Raw genomic sequence first — 20,473 nt, forward strand, 5'->3', positions numbered from 1 at the left:
GTCGAAACGCCCTCCGGAGTCGTCACACCGCGCAATAGCGCTCCTGGATGTCCTTGTCCGCCAGCAGCGCCGCCGCGCTGCTCTCGTGCACCACCTCACCCTGGTCGATGATCACGGCGCGGTCGGCCAGCCGCAGGGCCCATTCGACGTTCTGCTCGACCAGCAGCAGTGTCTTGCCCTCGTCGCGCAGGCGGCGGAACAGCACGCCCATCTCCTCGACCAGGACGGGCATGATGCCTTCCGAGGGCTCGTCGAGCAGGATCATCTTGGGCTTTGCGATCAGCGCGCGGGCGATCGCGAGCATCTGTTGCTCGCCGCCCGAAAGCGTGACGCCCTCCTGATCGAGGCGTTCCTTCAGGCGCGGAAAGGTTTCGGCGATCTCGTCGATCGCGGCGCGCTCCTCGATCTCGCTTCCGGCCGCGACCAGGCCGAGCCGCAAGTTCTCGCGCACGGAGAGCCCGGGAACGATGCGGCGCTCCTCCGGCACATAGGCCAAACCGAGGTGGAATCGCTGATGAGCGCGGAGCGGCAGTAGCTCCCTGCCCGCAAAGCGCACGCGGCCGGTGGCCTTCGGCATCAGACCCATCATCGAGCGCAAGGTCGTGGTTTTGCCGGCGCCGTTGCGGCCGACGAGAGCGACCACCTCGCCCTCCTTCACGTGCAGGGAAATGCCGTGCAGGATATGGCTTGCGCCATACCAGGCGTGGAGATCATTGATTTCGAGCAGCGGGGTCTCAGCCATAGCCTTCACTCTGTCCGAGGTAGACCCGACGGACTTCCGGATTGCTCCTGATCTCATCGGGCGCGCCGTCGGCGAGCAAGCGGCCGTGGTGCAGCACCACGACGCGCTTGGACAGGCCCAGCACCATCTTCATCTTGTGCTCCACCAGCAGCACGGTGCGCTTCTCCGCGAGCCGCTCGAGCAGCGCGACCATGTCCTTGGTCTCTTCCGGACCCATGCCGGCGGTGGGCTCGTCGAGCAGCAGCAGCTCGGGCTCGGAGACCAGCGCGATCGCGATCTCCAGCGCGCGCTGCTGGCCGTGCGAGAGGAATTTTGCCAATTCACCGCGCTTGCCGAGCAGTCCGACCGCCTCAAGCGCCGCGTCGGCGCGCGCGTTCAGCTCCGTCAGCCGGGCGCGGTTGCGCCAGATGTCGTAGCTCACGGTCAGCGCCTGCGCCGCCACGCGCACATTCTCGTGCACGGACAAGTCCGGAAAGATGTTCGTGATCTGGTAGGAGCGCGAGATGCCCTGATGCACGAAGCGGTGCTGCGGCAGGCCGTTCAGCTCGCGTCCCCTGAAGTGCAGCGTACCCGATGTCGGGGTCAGCGCGCCGGAGAGGATGTTGAAGAAGGTGCTCTTGCCGGCGCCGTTCGGTCCGATGATCGAGGTGAGCTGTCCCGCCGCAAAGGACACGGTAATGTCTTCGAGCGCGACAAAGCCGCCAAAACGCTTGCCGACCCCCTCGATGCGAAGCAGTTCGCCGCTCATGGCCGCGCCTTTCCGATGCCGAGCGTGTCGAGCAGCGTTCCCCAGATCCCCTTGGGCAGGAACAGCACGAACAGCACGAAGATCGCGCCGACGAAGATCTGCCAATGCGGCGTCCAGAGCGAGATGACATCCTCCAGGATCAGAAAGCTCGCCGCGCCGACGAAGGGCCCGAAGAAGCTGCGGGCGCCGCCGAGCAGCACCATCATCACGATCATGCCCGAGGTCTGGTAGTGCAAAAGGTCCAGCGGCACGATCGACAGGTGCAGCGCCAGCATGCAGCCGCCGAGCGAGGAGATCGCACCCGACAGCATGAACACGATCAGCTTGCTGCGCTCGACGTCATAGCCGCACGCTCGTGCCCGCTGCTCGTTTTCGCGGATGGCCTCGATGACGGCGCCGAACGGCGAGTTCAGGATCCGCGACTGGAACCACATCGCGAGCGCCGCGAAGGCCATCAGCACATAATATTTGTTGACGGGGTCGAGGAAATTGACGGGGAAGCCGAACAGGTTGATGCGGTCGACGGTGAAGCCGCGCAGGCCGTTTTCGCCGCCCGTGAAGGACGAGGCCTGCAGCGCGACGTAGTAGACGAGCTGCGCCAGCGCCAGCGTCACCATGGAAAAATAGATGCCGCGGGTGCGCGTCGAGACGATGCCGATTGCGGCGGCAAGGCCGGTGCTCAGGAGGACGGCGATCGGCACCGCGGCGAACCAGGGCACGCCGTAGCGGCCGATCGCAATGCCGGTGAAGTAGGCGCCCGCGCCGAAGAACGCCGCCTGCCCGAACGACAGCAGCCCGGTGTAGCCGAACAGCAGGTTGTAGCCCATCACCACGACGCCGTAGATCAGGACGTTGACGGCCAGTGCCTGGGACGGCAGCAGCCATGGCAGCACGGCCAGCACCGCGATGGAGAGCAGGACGCGCTGCTCGAGAATCCAGCCGAGCCCGCTGGACGAGGGCTTGGCGACCGCTTCGCCGCTCGATGGTGACGTCACGCGGTCCTCCCTCTCACGCCGAACAGGCCTTGCGGGCGGATCAGCAGCACAATCGCCATCAGCGCGAACATGACGATGGTCGCCATTTCAGGTGCGAACAGCGCCACCAGGCTGATGGAGATGCCGACCATGAGGCCGGCGACCACCGCGCCGACGATCGAACCGAGCCCGCCGATCACGGTCACGACGAAGGCCTCCGCCAGTACCAGCGAGCCCATCTCCGGATTGACGCTGCGCATGGGACCCGCGAGCACACCGCCCAGCGCGGCAAGTCCGACGCCAAGGCCAAAAATCGCGAGCCAGACCCGGCCGATATCGACGCCGAGCACCTGCATGATGGTGGGATCGCGGGCGCCCGCGCGCACAATGAGGCCGATGCGGGTCTTCTCCAGCGTCAGCCAGAGCACCAGCAGCACCACCGCCACCAGCGCGATGACGAACAGGCGGTAGCGCGGGAAGAAGCCGATGCCGAGATCGAGCACGCCGACGAGCTGCGGCGGGGTCGGAAACGGAATGCCATCGCTGCCGAACACGATACGCACGCCCTCGACCAGGATGTAGCTGAGGCCGAAGGTGAGCAGCAGCGGATCGTCGATCGAGCGTCCATAGAGCCTGCGGATCAGGACGAGCTCGATCAGCATGCCGAACGCGCCGATCAAGATGGGAGCGAGCAGCAACCCCCACCAGAAGCTGCCGGTGAGCGACGCCAGATACAGCCCCGCATAGGCTCCGATCATGAACAGCGCGCCGTGGGCGAAATTGACCACCCCGAGCATGCCGAACACGATCGTCAGTCCAAGCGCAGTGATCACCAGGACCGCCCCAAGGGCGATCCCGGAAAGAAGCTGCATGATGATCAGCGACAGGTCCATCGTGACAGGCTTCAGATCGCGTGGCCGAGCTCGCTGCAGCTGCGCAGCATATCGTCGGAGCCCGAATCGTTGGCGAGAATCGCAAACAGGTCGTTGTCGTTCGCCATGGCGGATTTCTTCTTGGACTCCAGCACCAGCACCGACTGCACCGACTGGTGGTCGCATTTGCGGTAGTGCTGCGGGCCCTTGGTCAGATCATATTGCAGCTTCTCGAGAGCATCGATGACTTTGTCGGTGTCGGTGCCGCCGGCGGCCTGCATGGCCGCCAGCAGCGAACCGACGCCGGAATAGCCGTAGGCGCCGTAGTCGGTCGGGATCGCACCGCCATTGGCGGCCTTGAACGCCGCGTTGAAGGCTGCTGCCGACTTGCTCTGCGGCTCCAGCCCCCAATAATAGTTGGCCCCGCCGACCACGCCCTCGAACACATCAGGACCGACCGCGAGCCGCTGGTTGTGCAGGATGACGGGTACGACGATCTTCATCTGCTGCTTGACGCCGAAATCCACCGCCTGCTTGATCGCGTTGGCCTGGTCGCGGCCGAAATTGGAGATGCAGAGCACGTCCGGCCGCATCGACATCAGGCGCGGCATGAAGGTGGAATAGTCGGCCGCTCCGAACGGATGCAGGATCTCGCCGACATTGTCCGCGCCGATCGCTGCCTGCGCGCGCTTGAAGCCGCGCAGCATCTCGTGGCCGTAGGCATAGTCCGCGACGAGATGAGCGACCTTCATCCCCTTCTTCAAGGTCTGCCGCGCCACGGCAGCCGTCGTCATGTGCGGGTTCAGCGCCTCATGGAAGGTGTATTTGCTGAAATCCTTGGCCTCGTTGATGGTGTCGGACTGGCTGATCGAGACGTAGATCACGCCGCGCGCGCGGGTGACCTCGTTGACGGCGAGCTGCACCGCGCTGGAGAGCGCGCCGACCACGGCGTGGACCTTGTCCTTCTCGATCAGCTCCAGCGTGCGAGTCGCGGCTTCGCCGGCATTGAGCTTGTCGTCACGCACCAAGAGCTCGACCTTGCGGCCGCCGATGCCGCCCTTGTCGTTGACGAGCTTGACGGCAAGCTCGGCGCATTTGACCTGATCGCGCGCCTCAGCAGCGAACGGGCCGGTCAGCGGCGTCGGGAAGCCAATGCGAATCGTCTCGTCCGCGGCGCGGCCGAGCCGCGGCATGGCGAGCAGAGCGGCGCCGGCGGAGATGCCGGCGAGCGCGGCGCGGCGGGATATTGTCGAGGTCGAACCGGATTTTGGCATGATTTCCTCCAACTGTCTTTTTTTAGAAACGTTTCAGGGCTTTCAGGACTTTTGTGGGCGTGATCGGGATCGAATTGATCGTCGCACCGAACGGCGTGAGCGCGTCGTTGACGGCGTTGAGCACGCAGGCGGAGGCCGCCGCCGTGCCGGCCTCGCCAACCCCCTTGGCGCCGAGCACGGTGTCGGCGGTCGGCGTCTCGACATGGCCGATGACGATGTCGGGCATCTCCATCGGCATTGGAACGAGGTAGTCGGCGAGCGAGCCGTTCATGAGCTGGCCAGTCTCGCTGTAGCGGCACTCCTCGAACAGCGCCGCACCCAACCCCTGGACGATGCCGCCGCGAAGCTGCTCGTCCACCAGCATCGGATTGATGACGCGGCCGCAATCCTCGACGATGAAGTGCTTCAGCACTTTGATGAAGCCGGTCTCGACATCGACCTCCAGCGAACAGCCCTGGATGCCGTTGGTGAAGGCGAACGGATAGCCCTGCGGCGCGAAATGATGACTGACGGTGAGCTGCGCCTGTGTGCCGGGCGGCAAGGTGTCGGAGCGGAAATAGGCGATCCGCGCGATCTCGGAGATCGGCATCCGCTGGTTCCGGGTCACGGCGTCGACGACCTCGCCATCGATGATGTCGAGTGCCGACGGCTGCTCCTGAAGAATGAGAGCGGCAATCTCCAGAATATTGCGCTTGAGCACGCGCGTTGCCTGCAGCGCGGTCTCGCCGCCGATGCCCGCGCCACGGCAGGCCCAGGTCGCTCCACCATGTGGCGTCACCTCGGTATCTCCGGTGATGACCTTGACGTGCTCCTGCGCAAGGCCGAGCTGATCGGCCACGATCTGGCTGATGATCGCCTCGGTGCCCTGCCCCTGCTCGGTGACCGAGATCAGGCAGCGGATCTCGCCCGATGGCGTCAGGCTGAGGATCGCGCCGTCCTGCGACGAAATGCGCGCGCCGCCGACGCCGTAGAAGGCCGGGCTGGGATTGGTGATCTCAACGAAGGCCGCAATGCCGATGCCGCGATAGATGCCGCGCTCGCGCAAGTCGGCCTGCTCGGCGCGCAACGCCTCATAACCCATCATCTCGTGCAGGCGCTTCAGGCAGGCCTGATGCGACAGCGCCTCGAAGCGATAGCCGGTCGGCGAGGTCTGCGGATAGGCATCGTCCGCGATGACGTTCTGCGCGCGGATGGCGAAGGGATCGAGGCCAACCTTGGCCGCCGCCATGTCCACCAGCCGCTCGGTGACGGCGCAGGCGATGGGATGGCCGACGGCGCGATACTGGCTGGTCTGCACCTTGTTCTGGAAGATCACCTCCAGCGTGGCGCGGTAGTTCTTGAAACGGTAGGGCGCCCCCATCAAGCGGATCACCTGGTTGCCCTCGACCACGCTGGTGCGCGGATAGGTCGAGAACGCCCCGATCGCGGTCAGGTCCAGCACGTCCATCGCCAGGATCTCGCCCTTGGCATCCAGCGCCATGCGGGCGCGAACGCGATGGTCGCGCGCATGGATGTCGGAGACAAAGGACTCGATGCGGTCGGCAACGTACTTCACGGGACGGCCGAGCAGGATCGACAGGCCGACCACCGCCATATCCTCGTGATAGACATGCAGCTTCATCCCGAAGGAGCCGCCGATGTCGGTCGCGATGACGCGAACGCGGGCCTCGGGGATACCGTAGTGGCGCGAATAGAGATCCTGGAACTGGTAGGGCGTCTGCGTCGCGTGATGCACGGTCAACGCATCGGCGGCGGGATCGTAGTCGGAGACGATGGCGCGCGGCTCCAGCGTCACCGCGGTGTGGCGGCCGAAGGAGAACTCTTCTTCCACCACGTGCGCGGCATGCGCAAAGGCGTCGTCAACGGCGCCATTGTCGAGCTGGGCCCGGAAACAGGTGTTATTGACACTGCCGGGATTGATCAGCGGGCCACCAGCCTCTCGTGCACGGTCGATATCGACGACGACAGGGAGGTCCTCGTAATCGATCTCGATCAGCTCCAGCGCGTCTTCCGCGATGGCCCGGCTCTCGGCAACGACGGCCACCACAGCCTGCCCGGCCCAGACCACGCGGTCGAGCGGCAATGGCAATTGCGGAGCCGACGTCATGCCCTTGAAGTGGTCGAGCGTGCCGGTCCAGGGCGTACAGATCTTTGCGAGGTCCTCGCCGGTGGCAACGAGATGCACCCCTTCGAGCGCGCGCGCTTGCTCGGTATTGATGGCGACGATCTTCGCGTGCGCATGCGGACTGCGCAGGAACGCAGCATCGAGCATGCGCGGCAGTCGGAGGTCGCTGACATAGCGACCGCGGCCGACGAGCAGCCGCTTGGCGTTCGGGCGCGGCACGGAGCGGCCGATATAGGAATTCGGGCGATCGAGCGAGGTCAGCGGCGCGCTCATGTCCCGCCTCCGCTTTCTTTGCGCGCTTTGGCCACCGCATCGATGGCGTCGACGATCGCCTCATAGCCGGTGCAGCGGCAGTAATTACCAGACAGCGCGTCGCGGATTTCGTCGCGGCTGGGCCGCGCGATCTGCGAGAGCAACTCGTGGGCATTGACCAACATGCCCGGCGTGCAGAAGCCGCATTGCAGCGCGTTGCGGTGGTGGAATTCGGCCTGGAGATCGGCGATCACGCCGCTCTCGGTAAGACCTTCGATGGTATTGATCTTGGCGCCATCGGCCTGCACCGCGAACATCAAGCAGGAATGCACGGCGCGGCCGTCGAGCTGCACCAGGCAGGCGCCGCAGGCCCCCATCTCGCAGCCCGCATGCGTGCCGGTCAGCTCCAGCGCGTTGCGCAGGCAATCGACCAGCGTCTCGCGCGGCGCCACCTCGCAGGCGACCTTGCGGCCATTGACGACGAAGCGGACCCGCACGGTCTCGTCCGCGTCGTCCAAAAGGGTTTCGTCAAAACCGCTCATGCGCCCTCACCCAGACGTCCGAGCAGGCGGCCGAGCAGCACGCGGGCGAGATGCAGCCGCATCGCCGGCGGCACATCGTCGCTGTCAGGCGGCGCGAGATCGCCTTCGAGCGCCGCTTGTGCGGCGGCGATACGTTCCGCATCCAAGCGCGAGCCAATGAGGGTCGCCTCAGCCCCCTTCACGCGCGTCGGCGTATTGCCGACGGAGAAGAAGGAGATGCGGATGTCGTCGATGCGCTCGCCGGTGCAGGTCGCAAGCATGCCGCATCCGACCAGAGCATAGTCCCCGCGCCGGCGCGCCAGCTCGTCGAATGCAAAGCGCTGATCGGCCTTGAACAGCGGAACGTAGATCGCGGTGATCAGCTCACCGGGCTGCAACGCGGTTTCGAACAGCTCGACGAAGAAGTCGTCGGCTTTCACACGCCGGCTGCCGGAAGGGCCGGCGATCTCGATCTCGGCATCGAGCGCCAGGGTCATCGCCGGGAATTCGGAGGCAGGATCGGCGAGCGCGACGCTGCCGCCAAAGGTGCCGCGGTTGCGGATCGCGGGATGGGCGACGAAGGGGGCGGCCGCATGCAGCAGCGGCGCGAACTCGGCGATCAGCGGCTCGCTCAGCATCTCGCAGTGACGCGTCAGCGCGCCGATACGCAAATAACCGCCCTCGCGCCGGACGCCGCGCAGCTCCTCAATATGGGTGATGTCGATCAGCAACCGCGGCGCTTGTAGCCGCAGCGATAACGCCGGCACGAGGCTCTGGCCCCCGGCAATGAAGCGCGCGTCATCGCCGGCGCGGGCATGAGCATCCAGCGCCTGGTCGATCGTCGCAGCACGAAAATAGCTGAAAGCCCTCGCCTTCACCGCCGTTTCCTCGAGATCCGTCGGCTCATCAGCCGGGATGCCAGATTTGTAACCATCTGGTCTCAAAATCCTGACATGCCGCCGGGAGGCGGTCAACAGGAAATGACCATTTGGTTACAAATGCACCTTTGGGCTAAGAAGGCAGCCGGAGATTGCTAAACAGCGACGAAATGGCCCGAAAAGCGCAGAAGTCAGCGAAGCGACCGGTTCGGAGGCGGACCGAAGCAGGCAGCAAGGCCGCGCCAAAGCGCCGCAACATGCGCGCGGCCGACCGCGAGCGCGCGATCGTGGACGAGGCGATCCGTTTCTTTGCCGAGCATGGCTTCGAAGGCCAGACCCGCGAGCTGGCCAAACGCATGGGCATTACGCATTCGGCGATCTATCGCCACTTCCCCAGCAAGGAAGCGCTGATCGAGCGGGTCTACCAGGAGGTCTATCTCAGCCGCTGGTCGCCCGATTGGGGGCCGATGATCCGCGACCGAACCTTGCCGCTCGAGGCGCGGCTGACGCGCTTCTATCTCGACTATGTCGAACGCGTGTTCGAGTACAATTGGGTTCGGATCTTCGTCTTCTCCGGCATGAAGTCGTTCGGCATCACCGGCCGTTATCTCGACATTGTCCGACGCGAGATCATCGAGCCCGCGGCGGCCGAGCTGCGCCACGACCTGAAGCTGCCCGACGCGAAATCCCATCCGCTCAGCGAACGCGAGACCGAGCTGTTCTGGGGCCTGCACGGCCGCATTTTCTATCTCGCCATCCGCAAGTTCATCTACGAGACGCCGATCCCGCCCGATCTCGACGCGATCGTCCGCGACGCCGTCCAGACCTTCATGGACGGCGCGAAGATGACGATGCCGAAGCTGCTGGTGAGCGGCTAGTTACTTCGCAAGGCTAGGCAGATCGAGGCCCTTGTCACGGGCACAATCGATCGCAGTCTCATAGCCCGCATCGGCGTGGCGCATGACGCCGCTGGCGGGATCATTCCACAGCACACGCTCAATGCGCTTCGCGGCTTCCGGCGTGCCGTCGGCGACGATCACCATGCCCGCATGCTGCGAGTAGCCGATGCCGACGCCGCCGCCGTGATGCAGCGAGACCCAGGTCGCGCCGCTGGCGCAATTGAGCAGCGCGTTGAGCAGCGGCCAGTCGGACACCGCATCCGATCCGTCCTTCATCGCCTCGGTCTCACGGTTGGGGCTTGCCACCGAGCCGCTGTCGAGATGATCGCGGCCGATCACGATCGGCGCCTTCAATTCGCCACGCGCCACCATCTCGTTGAAGGCAAGGCCCAGGCGATCTCGGTCGCCAAGGCCGACCCAGCAGATTCGCGCCGGCAGGCCCTGGAACTTGATGCGTTCCTTGGCCATGTCGAGCCAGTTGTGCAGATGCTTATCGTCAGGCATCAGCTCCTTGACCTTGGCGTCGGTCTTGAAGATGTCCTCGGGGTCGCCCGACAGCGCAGCCCAGCGAAACGGCCCGACGCCGCGGCAGAACAGAGGGCGGATATAGGCGGGAACGAAGCCCGGGAAATCGAAGGCGTTCTTCAGGCCCATGTCCAGCGCCATCTGGCGGATGTTGTTGCCGTAGTCGAGCGTCGGAATGCCTTGCGCATGGAAATCCAGCATGGCCTGGACGTGCTCGACCATCGACGTTTTTGAGGCGCGCTCGACAGCTTTCGGATCGGACGCGCGCTTGGCTTCCCAATCGGCGAGCGTCCAGCCCTTTGGCAAGTACCCGTTGATCGGATCATGTGCGCTGGTCTGGTCGGTGACGATGTCGGGCTTGACGCCGCGGCGCACCAGCTCGGGGAAAATCTCCGCGGCATTGCCGAGCAGACCCACCGATACCGCCTTCTTGGTCTTTGCTGCCTCTTCCATGATCGCGAGCGCCTCGTCGAGCGTCGCGGCCTGCCGGTCGAGATAGCCGGTGCGCAGCCGCATCTCGATGCGGCTCGGCTGGCATTCGACCGCGAGCATCGAGGCGCCGGCCATGGTCGCCGCCAACGGTTGCGCGCCGCCCATGCCGCCGAGACCGGCGGTGAGAATCCATCTTCCCGCGAGGCTGCCGCCATAGTGGCGCCGGCCGACCTCGACGAAGGTCTCGTAGGTGCCCTGCACGATGCCCTGGCTGCCGATATAGATCCAGGAGCCCGCCGTCATCTGGCCGTACATCATCAGGCCCTTGCGGTCGAGCTCGTTGAAATGATCGAGCGTGGCCCAATGCGGCACGATGTTGGAGTTCGCGATCAGCACACGCGGAGCATCGGCATGGGTACGGAAGACGCCGACCGGCTTGCCGGACTGGACCAGCAGCGTCTCGTCATTTTCGAGCTTGCGCAAGGCCGCCGTGATGCGGTCAAAGCTCTCCCAGTCGCGCGCGGCGCGGCCGATGCCGCCATAGACGACGAGCTCGCTCGGGCGCTCCGCGACATCAGGGTCGAGATTGTTCATCAGCATGCGCAGGGGCGCTTCCGTCAGCCAGCTCTTGGCGCTGATGTCGCTGCCGCGGGGGGCGCGGATGGTGCGGTCATTGTCCAGTCGGCGGTTCATGCGGAGCACCTCTTTAGTCAAGTCTCGGGAACGGATCGGTTGGAAGCGCTGCGATCGCCACGGCCGGTAGCGCATCGGCTTCGATCAGCGCAGCCGCCTTGGCGAGATCGCCGGCCATGTAGCGGTCGGCGGCGAGTGCGGGCACATGCTCGCGAAGCGCGGCGATAACGGCTGCGAGCGGCGCGCTGGTCGCATGCGGCGCACGCAGCGTGATGCCTTGTGCGGCGACCAGCAACTCGATGCCGAGGATGGCGGCGAGATTGTCGGCCATGTCCGAGAGGCGACGCGCGGCGTGCGCGGCCATCGAGACATGGTCTTCCTGGTTGGCGCTGGTCGGGGTCGAGTCGATCGAGCAGGCCGCCGCGCGTTGCTTGTTCTCGGCATAGAGCGCGGCCGCCGTGACCTCGGCGATCATGAAGCCGGAATTGATGCCGGGATCGGGCGTGAGGAACGGCGGCAAGCCGAAATTGAGCGCGGGATCGACCAACGTCGCGATGCGCCGCTCGCTGATCGCGCCGATCTCCGACAGCGCCAGCGCGATCGTATCGGCGGCAAAGGCGACCGGCTCGGCGTGGAAATTGCCGCCGGAGATGATCTCGCCGGTCTCGACCAGGACGAGCGGATTGTCGGTGACGGCATTGGCTTCGACGATCAGGGTGCGTGCGGCCTGCGTGATCAGGTCGAGCGCAGCGCCCGCGACCTGCGGCTGGCAACGCAGGCAATAGGGATCCTGCACGCGCTCGTCACCTTCGAGATGCGACAACCTGATATCGCTGCCGTCGAGCAACGCGGTCAACGTCGCGGCGGCAGCGATCTGTCCTGCATGACCGCGCAGCGCCTGAATTTCCGGGCGGAACGGCGCTGTCGAAGCCATCGCAGCATCGACCGACAGCGCGCCGGTGACGAGCGCGGCGCGAGCCAGGCAAAACGCGCGCAGCACGCCGGAGACGGCATAGGCGGTCGAGAATTGAGTGCCGTTGATCAGCGCGAGCCCCTCCTTGGGGCCCAGCGTCAGCGGCGCAAGTCCGGCGACGGCGAGTGCCTCTCGGCCGGAGACAGTCTTGCCATCGACGATCGCCTGCCCCTCGCCGATCATCACCGCCGTCATGTGCGCGAGCGGCGCAAGATCGCCGGAGGCACCGACCGAGCCTTGCTGCGGCACCAGCGGATAGACGTCCTGCGCCAGCATGGCCTGCAATTGCTCGATCACCTCGCGGCGGACGCCGGAGGCACCACGCCCAAGCGAAACGATCTTCAGCGCCATCATCAGCCGGACGATCGGCTCCGGCGTGGCCGGGCCGACGCCGCAGCAATGCGAGACGATGAGATTGCGCTGGAGCAGCGCGGTCTGGTCGGGCGGGATGCGCTTCGAGGCCAGTTTTCCAAAACCGGTATTGATGCCGTAGACCGGCGCGGCGGCGTGTGCTGCCTTTGCGACGATCTCCGCGGCCGCCTCGACGCGCGGCCAGAATGACGGATCGAGTACGACAGGAGCGCCCACGAGCACGCGCGCGAGATCGTCGAGGCCGACCGTTCCCGGCTTGACGACGATGGCTGCGCCCTGCTCCGTCACTGTCCCCTCCACACCCGGCGATGCAGCGGATTGAAGCCGATGCGGTAGACGAGCTCGGCGGGCCGCTCGATGTCCCAGATCGCGAGATCGCACCACTTTCCAGCTTCCAGCGTGCCGGTTTCATTGAGCACGCCGAGCGCCCGCGCGCCTTCACGGGTGACACCAGCGAGGCATTCGGCCACCGTCATCCGGAACAGCGTCGCGCCCATGTTCATCGTGAGCAGGAGCGATGTCAGCGGCGAGCTGCCGGGATTGCAGTCGGTCGCGAGCGCCGTGTGGACGCCGTGCTTTCGGAACGCCTCGATCGGCGGCTTCTGCGTCTCGCGGATGAAATAGAAGGCGCCGGGCAGCAGCACAGCGACTGTTCCGGCCTTCGCCATCGCGGCGGCGCCGGCCTCGTCGGTGTGCTCGAGGTGATCGGCGGAGAGCGCGGAGAATTTTGCGGCGAGCGCAGCGCCGCCGAGGTTCGACAGCTGGTCGGCATGGAGCTTGACCGGCAGCCCAAGCCCCCTCGCCGTCTCGAACACCCGCGCGGTCTGCTCGGCCGAGAACGCGATGCCTTCCATGAAGGCATCGACGGCATCGGCAAGGCCGGCCTTTGCGACAGCCGGCAGCATTTCATGACACACGAGATCGATGTAGCGATCCTTGTCACCGCCGGCCTCCACAGGCAGCGCATGCGCCCCGAGAAACGAGGTGCGGATCGCAACCGGCCGCTGACGGCCGAGGATGCGCGCCGCTGAGAGCTGCCGCATCTCGGTCTCGACATCGAGGCCGTAACCGGACTTGATCTCGATGGTGGTGACGCCCTCGCCGATCAGCGCATCGAGCCGCGGCAGCGCGCTGGCAACGAGCTCGGCCTCGCTCGCTTTGCGCGTCGCGGCCACTGTCGAGACAATGCCGCCGCCGGCGCGCGCGATCTCCTCGTAGCTTGCGCCTTTCAGACGCAGCTCGAATTCGTGCGCGCGGTTGCCGCCATAGACGAGATGGGTGTGGCAATCGACGAGGCCGGGCGTGATCCAACGCCCCTCGCAATCGATCCGCTTGATCGCGTCGGCATCAACAGGGAAACCCGCCGCTGCGCCCGCATAGACGATATGGCCGTCGCGTGCAGCGATCACACCATGCTCGATCTCGCCGAGATCTGGACGGTCGGCCCGCATCGTGGCGAGCCGGGCATTGTGCCAGATCCGGTCGAAGCGCTCTGCCATGCAATGGTCCCTTCGTGGGATGCTTGACTTATATGTCTAGACATATAATCGTGGGGCGGTTCTGTCCAGCCGGCGTGTAATCATGACCCGACTGCATTTCGCTTCCGCGCTCCTGCCTTCGGGCTGGGCCAATGACGTGCAGATGGTGATCACCGCTGGCGCGATCGCCGAGGTGACGCCGGGCGTGGCGCCGGCCGGCGGCGACGAGCGTCACGGAATTGCGCTTCCGGGCTTGGCGAGCCTGCACAGCCACGCATTCCAGCGCGGCATGGCGGGGCTGGCCGAGCTGCGCGGCGATAGCACCGATACGTTCTGGACCTGGCGCGACACGATGTATCGCTTCGCGCTGGCGATGACCCCGGACGATGTCGCCGCCGTTGCGACGCTGCTGTATGTCGAGATGCTCGAACAGGGCTTTACCCGCGTCGGCGAATTCCACTACCTCCACCACGATCGCGACGGCTCTCCTTATGCCGACCTCGCGGAAATGGCTGTGCGCATTGCACAGGCTGCCGAAGCATCCGGCATTGCGCTGACGCTGCTGCCGAGTTTTTATGCGCATGGCTCCTTCGGCGGCGCAGCACCGCATGCCGGACAACGCCGCTTCATCTGTTCGGTCGATCAGTTCGCCGCGCTGATGGCTGCATCACGCAAGGCGATCAGCAGATTGCCGGGCGCCAATATCGGCATCGCGCCGCACAGCCTGCGCGCGGTGACGCCGGATGAGCTCGCGGCGATCATTCCGCTCGCGGATGGTGGACCGGTGCACATTCATGCCGCCGAGCAGGTGAAAGAGGTCGAGGATTGCCTGGCCTGGTCGGGACGACGGCCGGTGCAATGGCTGCTGGAGCACGCGCCGCTCGATCAACGCTGGTGCCTCATCCACGCGACCCATACGACGGATGCGGAAGTCACGGCGTTCGCGAAGACCGGTGTGGTGGCCGGTCTCTGCCCCATCACCGAGGCCAGTCTCGGCGACGGCATCTTTCCGGCGCGCGAATTCGTCGATGCCGGCGGCGCGTTCGGTGTGGGCACCGACTCCAACGTGCTGGTCGGCGCAGCCGACGAGCTGCGTCAGCTCGAATATGGCCAGCGTCTCAAGCATCGCGAGCGCAACGTGCTCTCCGGCGGCGCAGGCCGCTCGACGGGACGTACGCTGTTCGATCATGCGCTCGCCGGCGGTGCGCGCGCGCTGGCACAGGCCGCGGCTGGCCTCAGGCCCGGCGCACGCGCCGACATCGTCACGCTCGACACCGCACATCCGTCGCTCGCGGGACGTTTGCGCGACGCCGCCATCGACGGTTGGATTTTTGCCGGAGGGACCGGCGCGATCGATTGCGTCTGGGCCGGCGGCCACAAGGTCGTCGAAGGCGGACGACACAGACTGCGACAGACCGCGCGCGAGCGCTTCAACGCAGCGGTGCGGAGGCTCGTCGCATGAGCCTGGCCACCAATGCAGCCGACCAGCCGACGCTCTACAAGCGCATCCGCGCCGATATCGAGAAGCGCATCCTGACCGGCGAATGGCCACCCGGGCATCGCATCCCGTTCGAGCACGAATTGGTCGCACGTTACGGCTGCTCGCGCATGACGGTGAACAAGGCGCTGTCGGAGCTCGCGCAGGCCGACCTGATCGAACGGCGCCGGCGCGCCGGCTCCTTCGTACGCCGGCCGCAGCATCTGTCGGCGGTGCTGAAGATCGCAGACATTCGCGCCGAGATCACCGCGCTTGGCCGCGGCTACGGCTACGAGCTGATCGGGCGCAAGCTGCGCGCGGCGACCGCCGCCGACCGCGAGCGTCTTGGCGTCAAGAAGGCCGGCAAGGTGGTTGCGATCACCTGCCGGCACAGCGCCGACAAGGTGCCGTTTGCCGTCGAGGACCGACTGATCGATCTGTCGTCCGTGCCGGATGCGGCGACCGCGGATTTCTCGCGCGAGCCGCCCGGCTCGTGGCTGCTTCATCATGTCCCATGGACGGAAGCCGAGCATACGATCAGCGCCATCGTTGCGGACGATCGCACGGCGGAAGCGCTCGACATCGCCGTCGGCGCGCCTTGCCTCGTGATCGACCGCTATACCTGGCGCAGCGCGCGCACCATCACCGCGGTGCGCCTGCTCTATCCCGGTGACTCTCACCGCCTTGTCGCCCGATTCAAGGGAGGCTGAGAGGATATGTCGGCACAAATCGTGCAACGCTTCGGGCAACGGTCCATATGGGCCGGCAATGATCAACAGGACGTCAAACCATCGATCGGCAAGAGGACGACAATCATGCGTAGTTCAAAGGTATTTGCGACAATCATTGCGCTTACGGCCTGCACTCCCGTGCTCGCCGACGACGTCAAGGTCGGCGTCGGCATCTCCGGCTGGACCGGATTCGCGCCACTGACGCTGGCGAAGGAGACCGGCATCTTCAAGAAGAACGGTCTTGACGTGACGATCAAGAAGATCCCGCAGAAGGATCGCCACCTCGCGATCGCCTCCGGCGACGTCCAGTGCGCTGCCACGACCGTCGAGACCTGGATCTCCTGGAACGCCAATGGCGTTGCGACCAAGCAGATTTTCCAGCTCGACAAGAGCTATGGTGCCGACGGCATGGCCGTGCGCAACGATCTCGCATCGATCAAGGACCTCAAGGGCAAGACCGTTGCGGCCTCCGCGCCCGGCACCTCGCCCTATTTCGCGCTGGCCTGGATGCTCAAGAAGAACGGGCTCTCGGTGAAGGACGTCACCGTCGTGAACCTCGAGCCCGCCGCAGCCGCCCAGGCCTTCGTCTCCGGCCAGAACGATGCCGCGATGACCTACGAGCCGTATCTGTCGACGGTTCGCGCCGCGCCCGACAAGGGCAAGATCATCGCGACCACGCTCGACTATCCGATGGTCATGGACACCTTTGGCTGCACGCCGAAGTTCCTCACCGAGAACCCGAAGGCTGCCAAGGCGCTCGCCGACAGCTATTTCGAGGCGCTCGACATGATCGCCAAGGATCAGGCCAAGGCCTACGAGATCATGGGGGCCGATGTGAAGCAGACCGGCGAGGCGTTCGGCAACTCGGCAAAATATCTGCGCTGGCAGGACAAGGCCGCGAACCAGAAGTTCTTTGCCGGCGATTTCCTGACCTTCAACAAGGACGCCGCCGACCTCCTGCTCGAGATCGGCATCATCAAGGCCGCGCCGAAGGTCGAGGACCTCTTCGACGCGAGCTACATCAAGTAAACCATTCAGGAACTGCCGGCCCCGTCTCTCGGCGGGGCCGGCAAACTCGTTCACCGCCGGGATAGATCGTTGATGCGTCCCCTGGATCCCGTGACATCGAAGCAGCGCGTGGCTTACGGCCTCGCGTTCTTCGTGCTGTTCGTCGCCCTCTGGTCATGGGCAACGCTCGGCGGCCATGTGTCGAAGACCTTTCTCGCCAACCCGCTGACCATGATGCAGGAAGGCTATGACCTGCTTGCCAAGCAGGGCTTCCTGTTCGACATCGGCATGACGATCTGGCGCGTCGTCGGCGGCTTCGCGCTCGCTGCGATCATCGCGGTTCCGCTCGGCGTGCTGATGGGTGCCTACAAGCCGGTCGAAGCATTCCTCGAACCGTTCGTCTCCTTTGCTCGCTATTTGCCCGCCTCGGCCTTCATCCCGCTGTTGATCCTGTGGGCCGGCATCGGCGAATTGCAGAAGCTGCTCGTCATCTTCATCGGCTCGGTGTTCCAGATCATCCTGATGATCGCCGTAACCGTGGGCACCACGCGGCGCGATCTGGTCGAGGCGGCCTATACGCTCGGGGCCAGCGACCGCGGCATCATCCGCCGCGTGCTGCTGCCCTCCTCCGCACCCGAGATCGCGGAGATTCTGCGGTTGGTGCTGGGCTGGGCCTGGACCTATGTCATCGTCGCCGAGCTGATCGGCTCGTCCTCGGGCATCGGCCACATGATCACCGACAGCCAGGCGCTGCTCAACACCGGCCAGATCATCTTCGGCATCATCGTGATCGGACTGATCGGTCTCCTCTCGGACTTCATGTTCAAGGCGTTCAACGCCTGGCTGTTTCCGTGGAGGCTCGCATGACCACGCTGAAGATCGAACAGGTCTCGCGAACCTTCCCCGCGCGCCACGGCAACGCGCCGACCAGGGCGCTGGAGCCGACCGACCTCACCATCGGCAACAACGATTTCGTCACCATCCTCGGCCCCTCCGGCTGCGGCAAGTCCACGCTGCTCCGCATCGTCGCCGGCCTCGACCGCCCGACCAGCGGGCGCGTCACGCTTGACGGGCGCGAGGTGACCGGCCCCGGCGCCGATCGCGGCATGGTGTTCCAGTCCTACACGCTGTTTCCGTGGCTGACCGTGCGGGAAAACATCGCCTTCGGCCTGCGCGAGCGCGGCGTGCCCGAGGCGGAGCGCAACAAGATCGCCGATGCCTTCATCCGCCAGGTCGGGCTGTCCGGCTTCGAGAACCACTGGCCGAAACAGCTCTCCGGCGGCATGCAGCAGCGCACCGCGATCGCCCGCGCGCTCGCCAATGATCCGAAGATCCTGCTGCTCGACGAGCCCTTCGGCGCGCTCGACAACCAGACCCGCGCCTTGATGCAGGAGATGCTGCTGGGCATCTGGGAGCGCGACCAGAAGACCGTGCTGTTCGTCACCCACGACATCGAGGAAGCCATCTTCCTCGGCAGCCGCGTCATCGTGATGAGCGCGCGCCCCGGCCGCATCAAGGCCGAGATCAATGTGGACCTGCCGCATCCGCGCTCCTACAAGATCAAGACCACGCCCGAATTCGTCCAGTTGAAGGAACGGCTGGTCGAGGAGATCCGCACCGAGGCGCTGAAGGTTGCCGAACATGCCTGACACCAAGCCGCGTGCCGATGGGCAACGCGTTCTCGCCGATCTCAATGCGCTGCGTGCCATCGGCGCCTACAAGACCGGCGTGCACAAGCCGACCTTCTCCGAGCCGCACAAGCAGTCACTGGACTGGCTGGTGCAGAAGCTGCCCGACGCCGGCCTTACCGCCGCGATCGACGGCATCGGCAATGTGTTCGGCACCAGCGCAAAGCCCGGACCGAAGCTGCTGGCGGGATCGCATCTGGAAAGCCAGAACTACGCCGGCTGGCTCGATGGCCCGCTCGGCGTCGTCTATGCGCTCGAAGCGGCGCGCGTGCTCAATGCCGATCCGTCCGTGAAGGGCGCGGTCGAAGTTGCCGCCTGGTGCGACGAGGAAGGACACTTTGGGCACTTCCTCGGCTCGCGCTCCTATGTCGGACAGGTGACCGAGGCCGACATCGATGCCGCCCGCGACCGCACCAGCGGCCGCACCATGCGCGACGCGCTCGCCGACATGCGGCTCTCGGGCCGTGCGCGCGTCTCGACCGAGCCTGGACGCCACGTCGGATATCTGGAGGCGCATATCGAGCAGGGCGACACGCTCGAAAGCGGCAAGCTGGCGATCGGCGTGGTGACCTCCATCGTCGGCATCTGGCAGTACCAGATCAATTTCGTCGGCGAGCAGAACCATGCCGGCACCACCCGCATGGCAGCGCGGAAGGATGCCGGCCTCGCGCTGGCCAAATTCTGCGTCGCGATCGACGAGCGGTTCCCAGGCGCCTGCGGGCCGCGCACGGTCTGGACCACCGGCCGCATCACGCTCGATCCCGGCGCGCCGAGCATCATCCCGGGCAAAGCCGAATTGCTGTTCCAGATCCGCGACGACGATCCGGCTGTGATCTCGCGGCTGGAGCAATTGCTGCGGAGCATGGCGGACGAGGCCAGCGCGAAGGGCCCTTGCGCCGTCACCGTGGAGAAGCTGCGCACCGGTGCTCCCGCGATGATGAACCCCGGCATTCAGGACGCAATCGAGGCCGCGAGCGAGGCCCTTGCTGGCGGACGGTCCGTCCGCATGCCGAGCGGCGCCGGCCATGACGCGCAGTTGCTTGCGACCGTTATGCCCGCGGGCATGCTGTTCGTGCCGTCGATCGGCGGCATCAGCCACCACTGGACCGAGAACACCGCCGACGCCGACATCGTCACCGGCGCGCAGGTGTACGTCGACGCCTGCCGCCGCATTCTGGGTGGTTAGAACGACGTCCCCCGCCGAACCTGAACTCCCGCAGACACACCTTCGCGTCCTCGCAGCGCATTTCGCCCGAGCTTTGCTTCGTCTTTCGCCCTCATATCCAAGAGGGCGCAGGGAAGGCCGGGTGCCGGCTGGCACCCGCGGTCCGCTGCGCGAAAAGCACACGCAGAGAAAACCGCACAACGGCATACAGGTGAGCCCAACACACGGCCTTCCCTGCGCAGTGGTTGGACGGCTTATGCCGCGCTCTCCCGGGAGCCGAGTTCCTTCTGGCCTCCCTCACCCCAGCGAAAGTCGCCGACGCCGCGCCGGTTGACGCGACTGCCGCATTCGCAAGAGCTTGACCGTAGCAACGACGGTCAGGACCACACGGTTTTGCCGTACGCACGGCCCGCTATTTCGCCGCAGTTTTTCCGGCCCTGTCGACGGAGCCGGAAACTTACAGACGAGACGAACCTGACAGCGCCGCTCATCCGGCACGAGGCCTCGGGGCTCACGGAGAGCAATCCGCCCTGCCCTTGACCTCTCGCGCCCGACGCTGCCGCGTCCACCGCAAGCCCGGCTCGCGACAGTGACGACACAAGATCGCCCCTCAAGGATGAGCCGGGATGGACGACACATACGCCATTTCCGAATTTCGGTAAAGTGGAATATTCTTGCAGGCGCGGCTTGACACCGGCGCAGCTCG

General features: G+C 65.6%; 18 protein-coding genes. 7 read left to right on the forward strand and 11 right to left on the reverse strand.

The annotated features are described in order from the left end of the window. Nucleotides 1-22 precede the first annotated feature (22 nt). From AC5ZFO_RS13810 to AC5ZFO_RS13845, 8 genes are read right to left on the reverse strand one after another with little or no spacing between them, the layout of a single operon-like run. Nucleotides 23-742: an ABC transporter ATP-binding protein gene (locus tag AC5ZFO_RS13810; RefSeq protein ID WP_282524323.1), complete on the reverse strand. Its 720-nt coding sequence runs from the start codon at nucleotides 740-742 to the stop codon at nucleotides 23-25. Further along, a complete protein-coding gene (locus AC5ZFO_RS13815; protein ID WP_282524324.1) occupies nucleotides 735-1,490 on the reverse strand; it encodes an ABC transporter ATP-binding protein in 756 nt (251 codons plus the stop codon). The genes AC5ZFO_RS13810 and AC5ZFO_RS13815 overlap by 8 nt, the downstream gene beginning before the upstream one ends. Then, a complete protein-coding gene (locus AC5ZFO_RS13820) occupies nucleotides 1,487-2,485 on the reverse strand; it encodes a branched-chain amino acid ABC transporter permease (protein ID WP_282524325.1) in 999 nt (332 codons plus the stop codon). The genes AC5ZFO_RS13815 and AC5ZFO_RS13820 overlap by 4 nt, the downstream gene beginning before the upstream one ends. Then, nucleotides 2,482-3,357 carry a branched-chain amino acid ABC transporter permease gene (locus tag AC5ZFO_RS13825; RefSeq protein ID WP_028152185.1) on the reverse strand — a complete coding sequence of 292 codons (876 nt, stop codon included), beginning with the start codon at nucleotides 3,355-3,357 and terminating at the stop codon, nucleotides 2,482-2,484. The genes AC5ZFO_RS13820 and AC5ZFO_RS13825 overlap by 4 nt, the downstream gene beginning before the upstream one ends. 11 nt (nucleotides 3,358-3,368) lie before the next feature. Continuing rightward, nucleotides 3,369-4,610, reverse strand: coding sequence for an ABC transporter substrate-binding protein (locus AC5ZFO_RS13830; protein WP_282524326.1), 1,242 nt, complete (start codon nucleotides 4,608-4,610; stop codon nucleotides 3,369-3,371). 22 nt (nucleotides 4,611-4,632) lie between these two features. After that, nucleotides 4,633-7,008 carry a xanthine dehydrogenase family protein molybdopterin-binding subunit gene (locus tag AC5ZFO_RS13835; protein ID WP_282524327.1) on the reverse strand — a complete coding sequence of 792 codons (2,376 nt, stop codon included), beginning with the start codon at nucleotides 7,006-7,008 and terminating at the stop codon, nucleotides 4,633-4,635. Next, entirely contained in the window at nucleotides 7,005-7,529 is a 525-nt protein-coding gene (locus AC5ZFO_RS13840; RefSeq protein WP_282524328.1) for a (2Fe-2S)-binding protein, read from the reverse strand. The genes AC5ZFO_RS13835 and AC5ZFO_RS13840 overlap by 4 nt, the downstream gene beginning before the upstream one ends. Continuing rightward, nucleotides 7,526-8,386: an FAD binding domain-containing protein gene (locus tag AC5ZFO_RS13845; protein ID WP_282524329.1), complete on the reverse strand. Its 861-nt coding sequence runs from the start codon at nucleotides 8,384-8,386 to the stop codon at nucleotides 7,526-7,528. The genes AC5ZFO_RS13840 and AC5ZFO_RS13845 overlap by 4 nt, the downstream gene beginning before the upstream one ends. Nucleotides 8,387-8,643: 257 nt before the next feature. On the opposite strand from AC5ZFO_RS13845, the gene AC5ZFO_RS13850 reads away from it, so the two are divergent. Continuing rightward, nucleotides 8,644-9,264, forward strand: a complete 621-nt coding sequence (locus tag AC5ZFO_RS13850; RefSeq protein ID WP_028170512.1) for a TetR/AcrR family transcriptional regulator — start codon at nucleotides 8,644-8,646, stop codon at nucleotides 9,262-9,264. Here AC5ZFO_RS13850 and hutU read toward each other — a convergent pair whose 3' ends face one another. From hutU to hutI, 3 genes are read right to left on the reverse strand one after another with little or no spacing between them, the layout of a single operon-like run. After that, on the reverse strand, nucleotides 9,265-10,935 hold the full coding sequence (hutU, locus tag AC5ZFO_RS13855) for a urocanate hydratase (RefSeq protein WP_282524330.1): 1,671 nt from the start codon (nucleotides 10,933-10,935) through the stop codon (nucleotides 9,265-9,267). Nucleotides 10,936-10,948: 13 nt separating this feature from the next. Continuing rightward, nucleotides 10,949-12,508 (reverse strand): histidine ammonia-lyase, encoded by a 1,560-nt coding sequence (hutH, locus tag AC5ZFO_RS13860; protein ID WP_282524331.1) that lies wholly within the window; start codon nucleotides 12,506-12,508, stop codon nucleotides 10,949-10,951. Further along, entirely contained in the window at nucleotides 12,505-13,719 is a 1,215-nt protein-coding gene (hutI, locus tag AC5ZFO_RS13865) for an imidazolonepropionase (protein ID WP_282524332.1), read from the reverse strand. Before hutI ends, hutH begins: the two co-directional genes overlap by 4 nt. A gap of 82 nt (nucleotides 13,720-13,801) precedes the next feature. Here hutI and AC5ZFO_RS13870 point away from each other — a divergent pair, with 82 nt between their 5' ends. The 6 genes from AC5ZFO_RS13870 (at nucleotide 13,802) to AC5ZFO_RS13895 (ending at nucleotide 19,788) form a co-directional block, all read left to right on the forward strand. After that, complete coding sequence (locus AC5ZFO_RS13870) at nucleotides 13,802-15,160, forward strand: formimidoylglutamate deiminase (RefSeq protein ID WP_282524333.1); 1,359 nt, start codon at nucleotides 13,802-13,804, stop codon at nucleotides 15,158-15,160. Further along, nucleotides 15,157-15,885: a histidine utilization transcriptional repressor HutC gene (gene hutC, locus AC5ZFO_RS13875; RefSeq protein ID WP_259256555.1), complete on the forward strand. Its 729-nt coding sequence runs from the start codon at nucleotides 15,157-15,159 to the stop codon at nucleotides 15,883-15,885. Before AC5ZFO_RS13870 ends, hutC begins: the two co-directional genes overlap by 4 nt. Nucleotides 15,886-15,990: 105 nt before the next feature. Then, a complete protein-coding gene (locus AC5ZFO_RS13880; RefSeq protein ID WP_282524334.1) occupies nucleotides 15,991-16,935 on the forward strand; it encodes an ABC transporter substrate-binding protein in 945 nt (314 codons plus the stop codon). 72 nt (nucleotides 16,936-17,007) lie between these two features. After that, nucleotides 17,008-17,781: an ABC transporter permease gene (locus AC5ZFO_RS13885; RefSeq protein WP_028156759.1), complete on the forward strand. Its 774-nt coding sequence runs from the start codon at nucleotides 17,008-17,010 to the stop codon at nucleotides 17,779-17,781. Beyond that, a complete protein-coding gene (locus tag AC5ZFO_RS13890) occupies nucleotides 17,778-18,563 on the forward strand; it encodes an ABC transporter ATP-binding protein (protein WP_282524335.1) in 786 nt (261 codons plus the stop codon). The genes AC5ZFO_RS13885 and AC5ZFO_RS13890 overlap by 4 nt, the downstream gene beginning before the upstream one ends. Beyond that, nucleotides 18,556-19,788 (forward strand): Zn-dependent hydrolase, encoded by a 1,233-nt coding sequence (locus AC5ZFO_RS13895; protein ID WP_282524336.1) that lies wholly within the window; start codon nucleotides 18,556-18,558, stop codon nucleotides 19,786-19,788. Before AC5ZFO_RS13890 ends, AC5ZFO_RS13895 begins: the two co-directional genes overlap by 8 nt. Nucleotides 19,789-20,473 lie beyond the last annotated feature (685 nt).

The sequence above is a fragment of the Bradyrhizobium sp. Unk1 genome, from assembly GCF_059512345.1.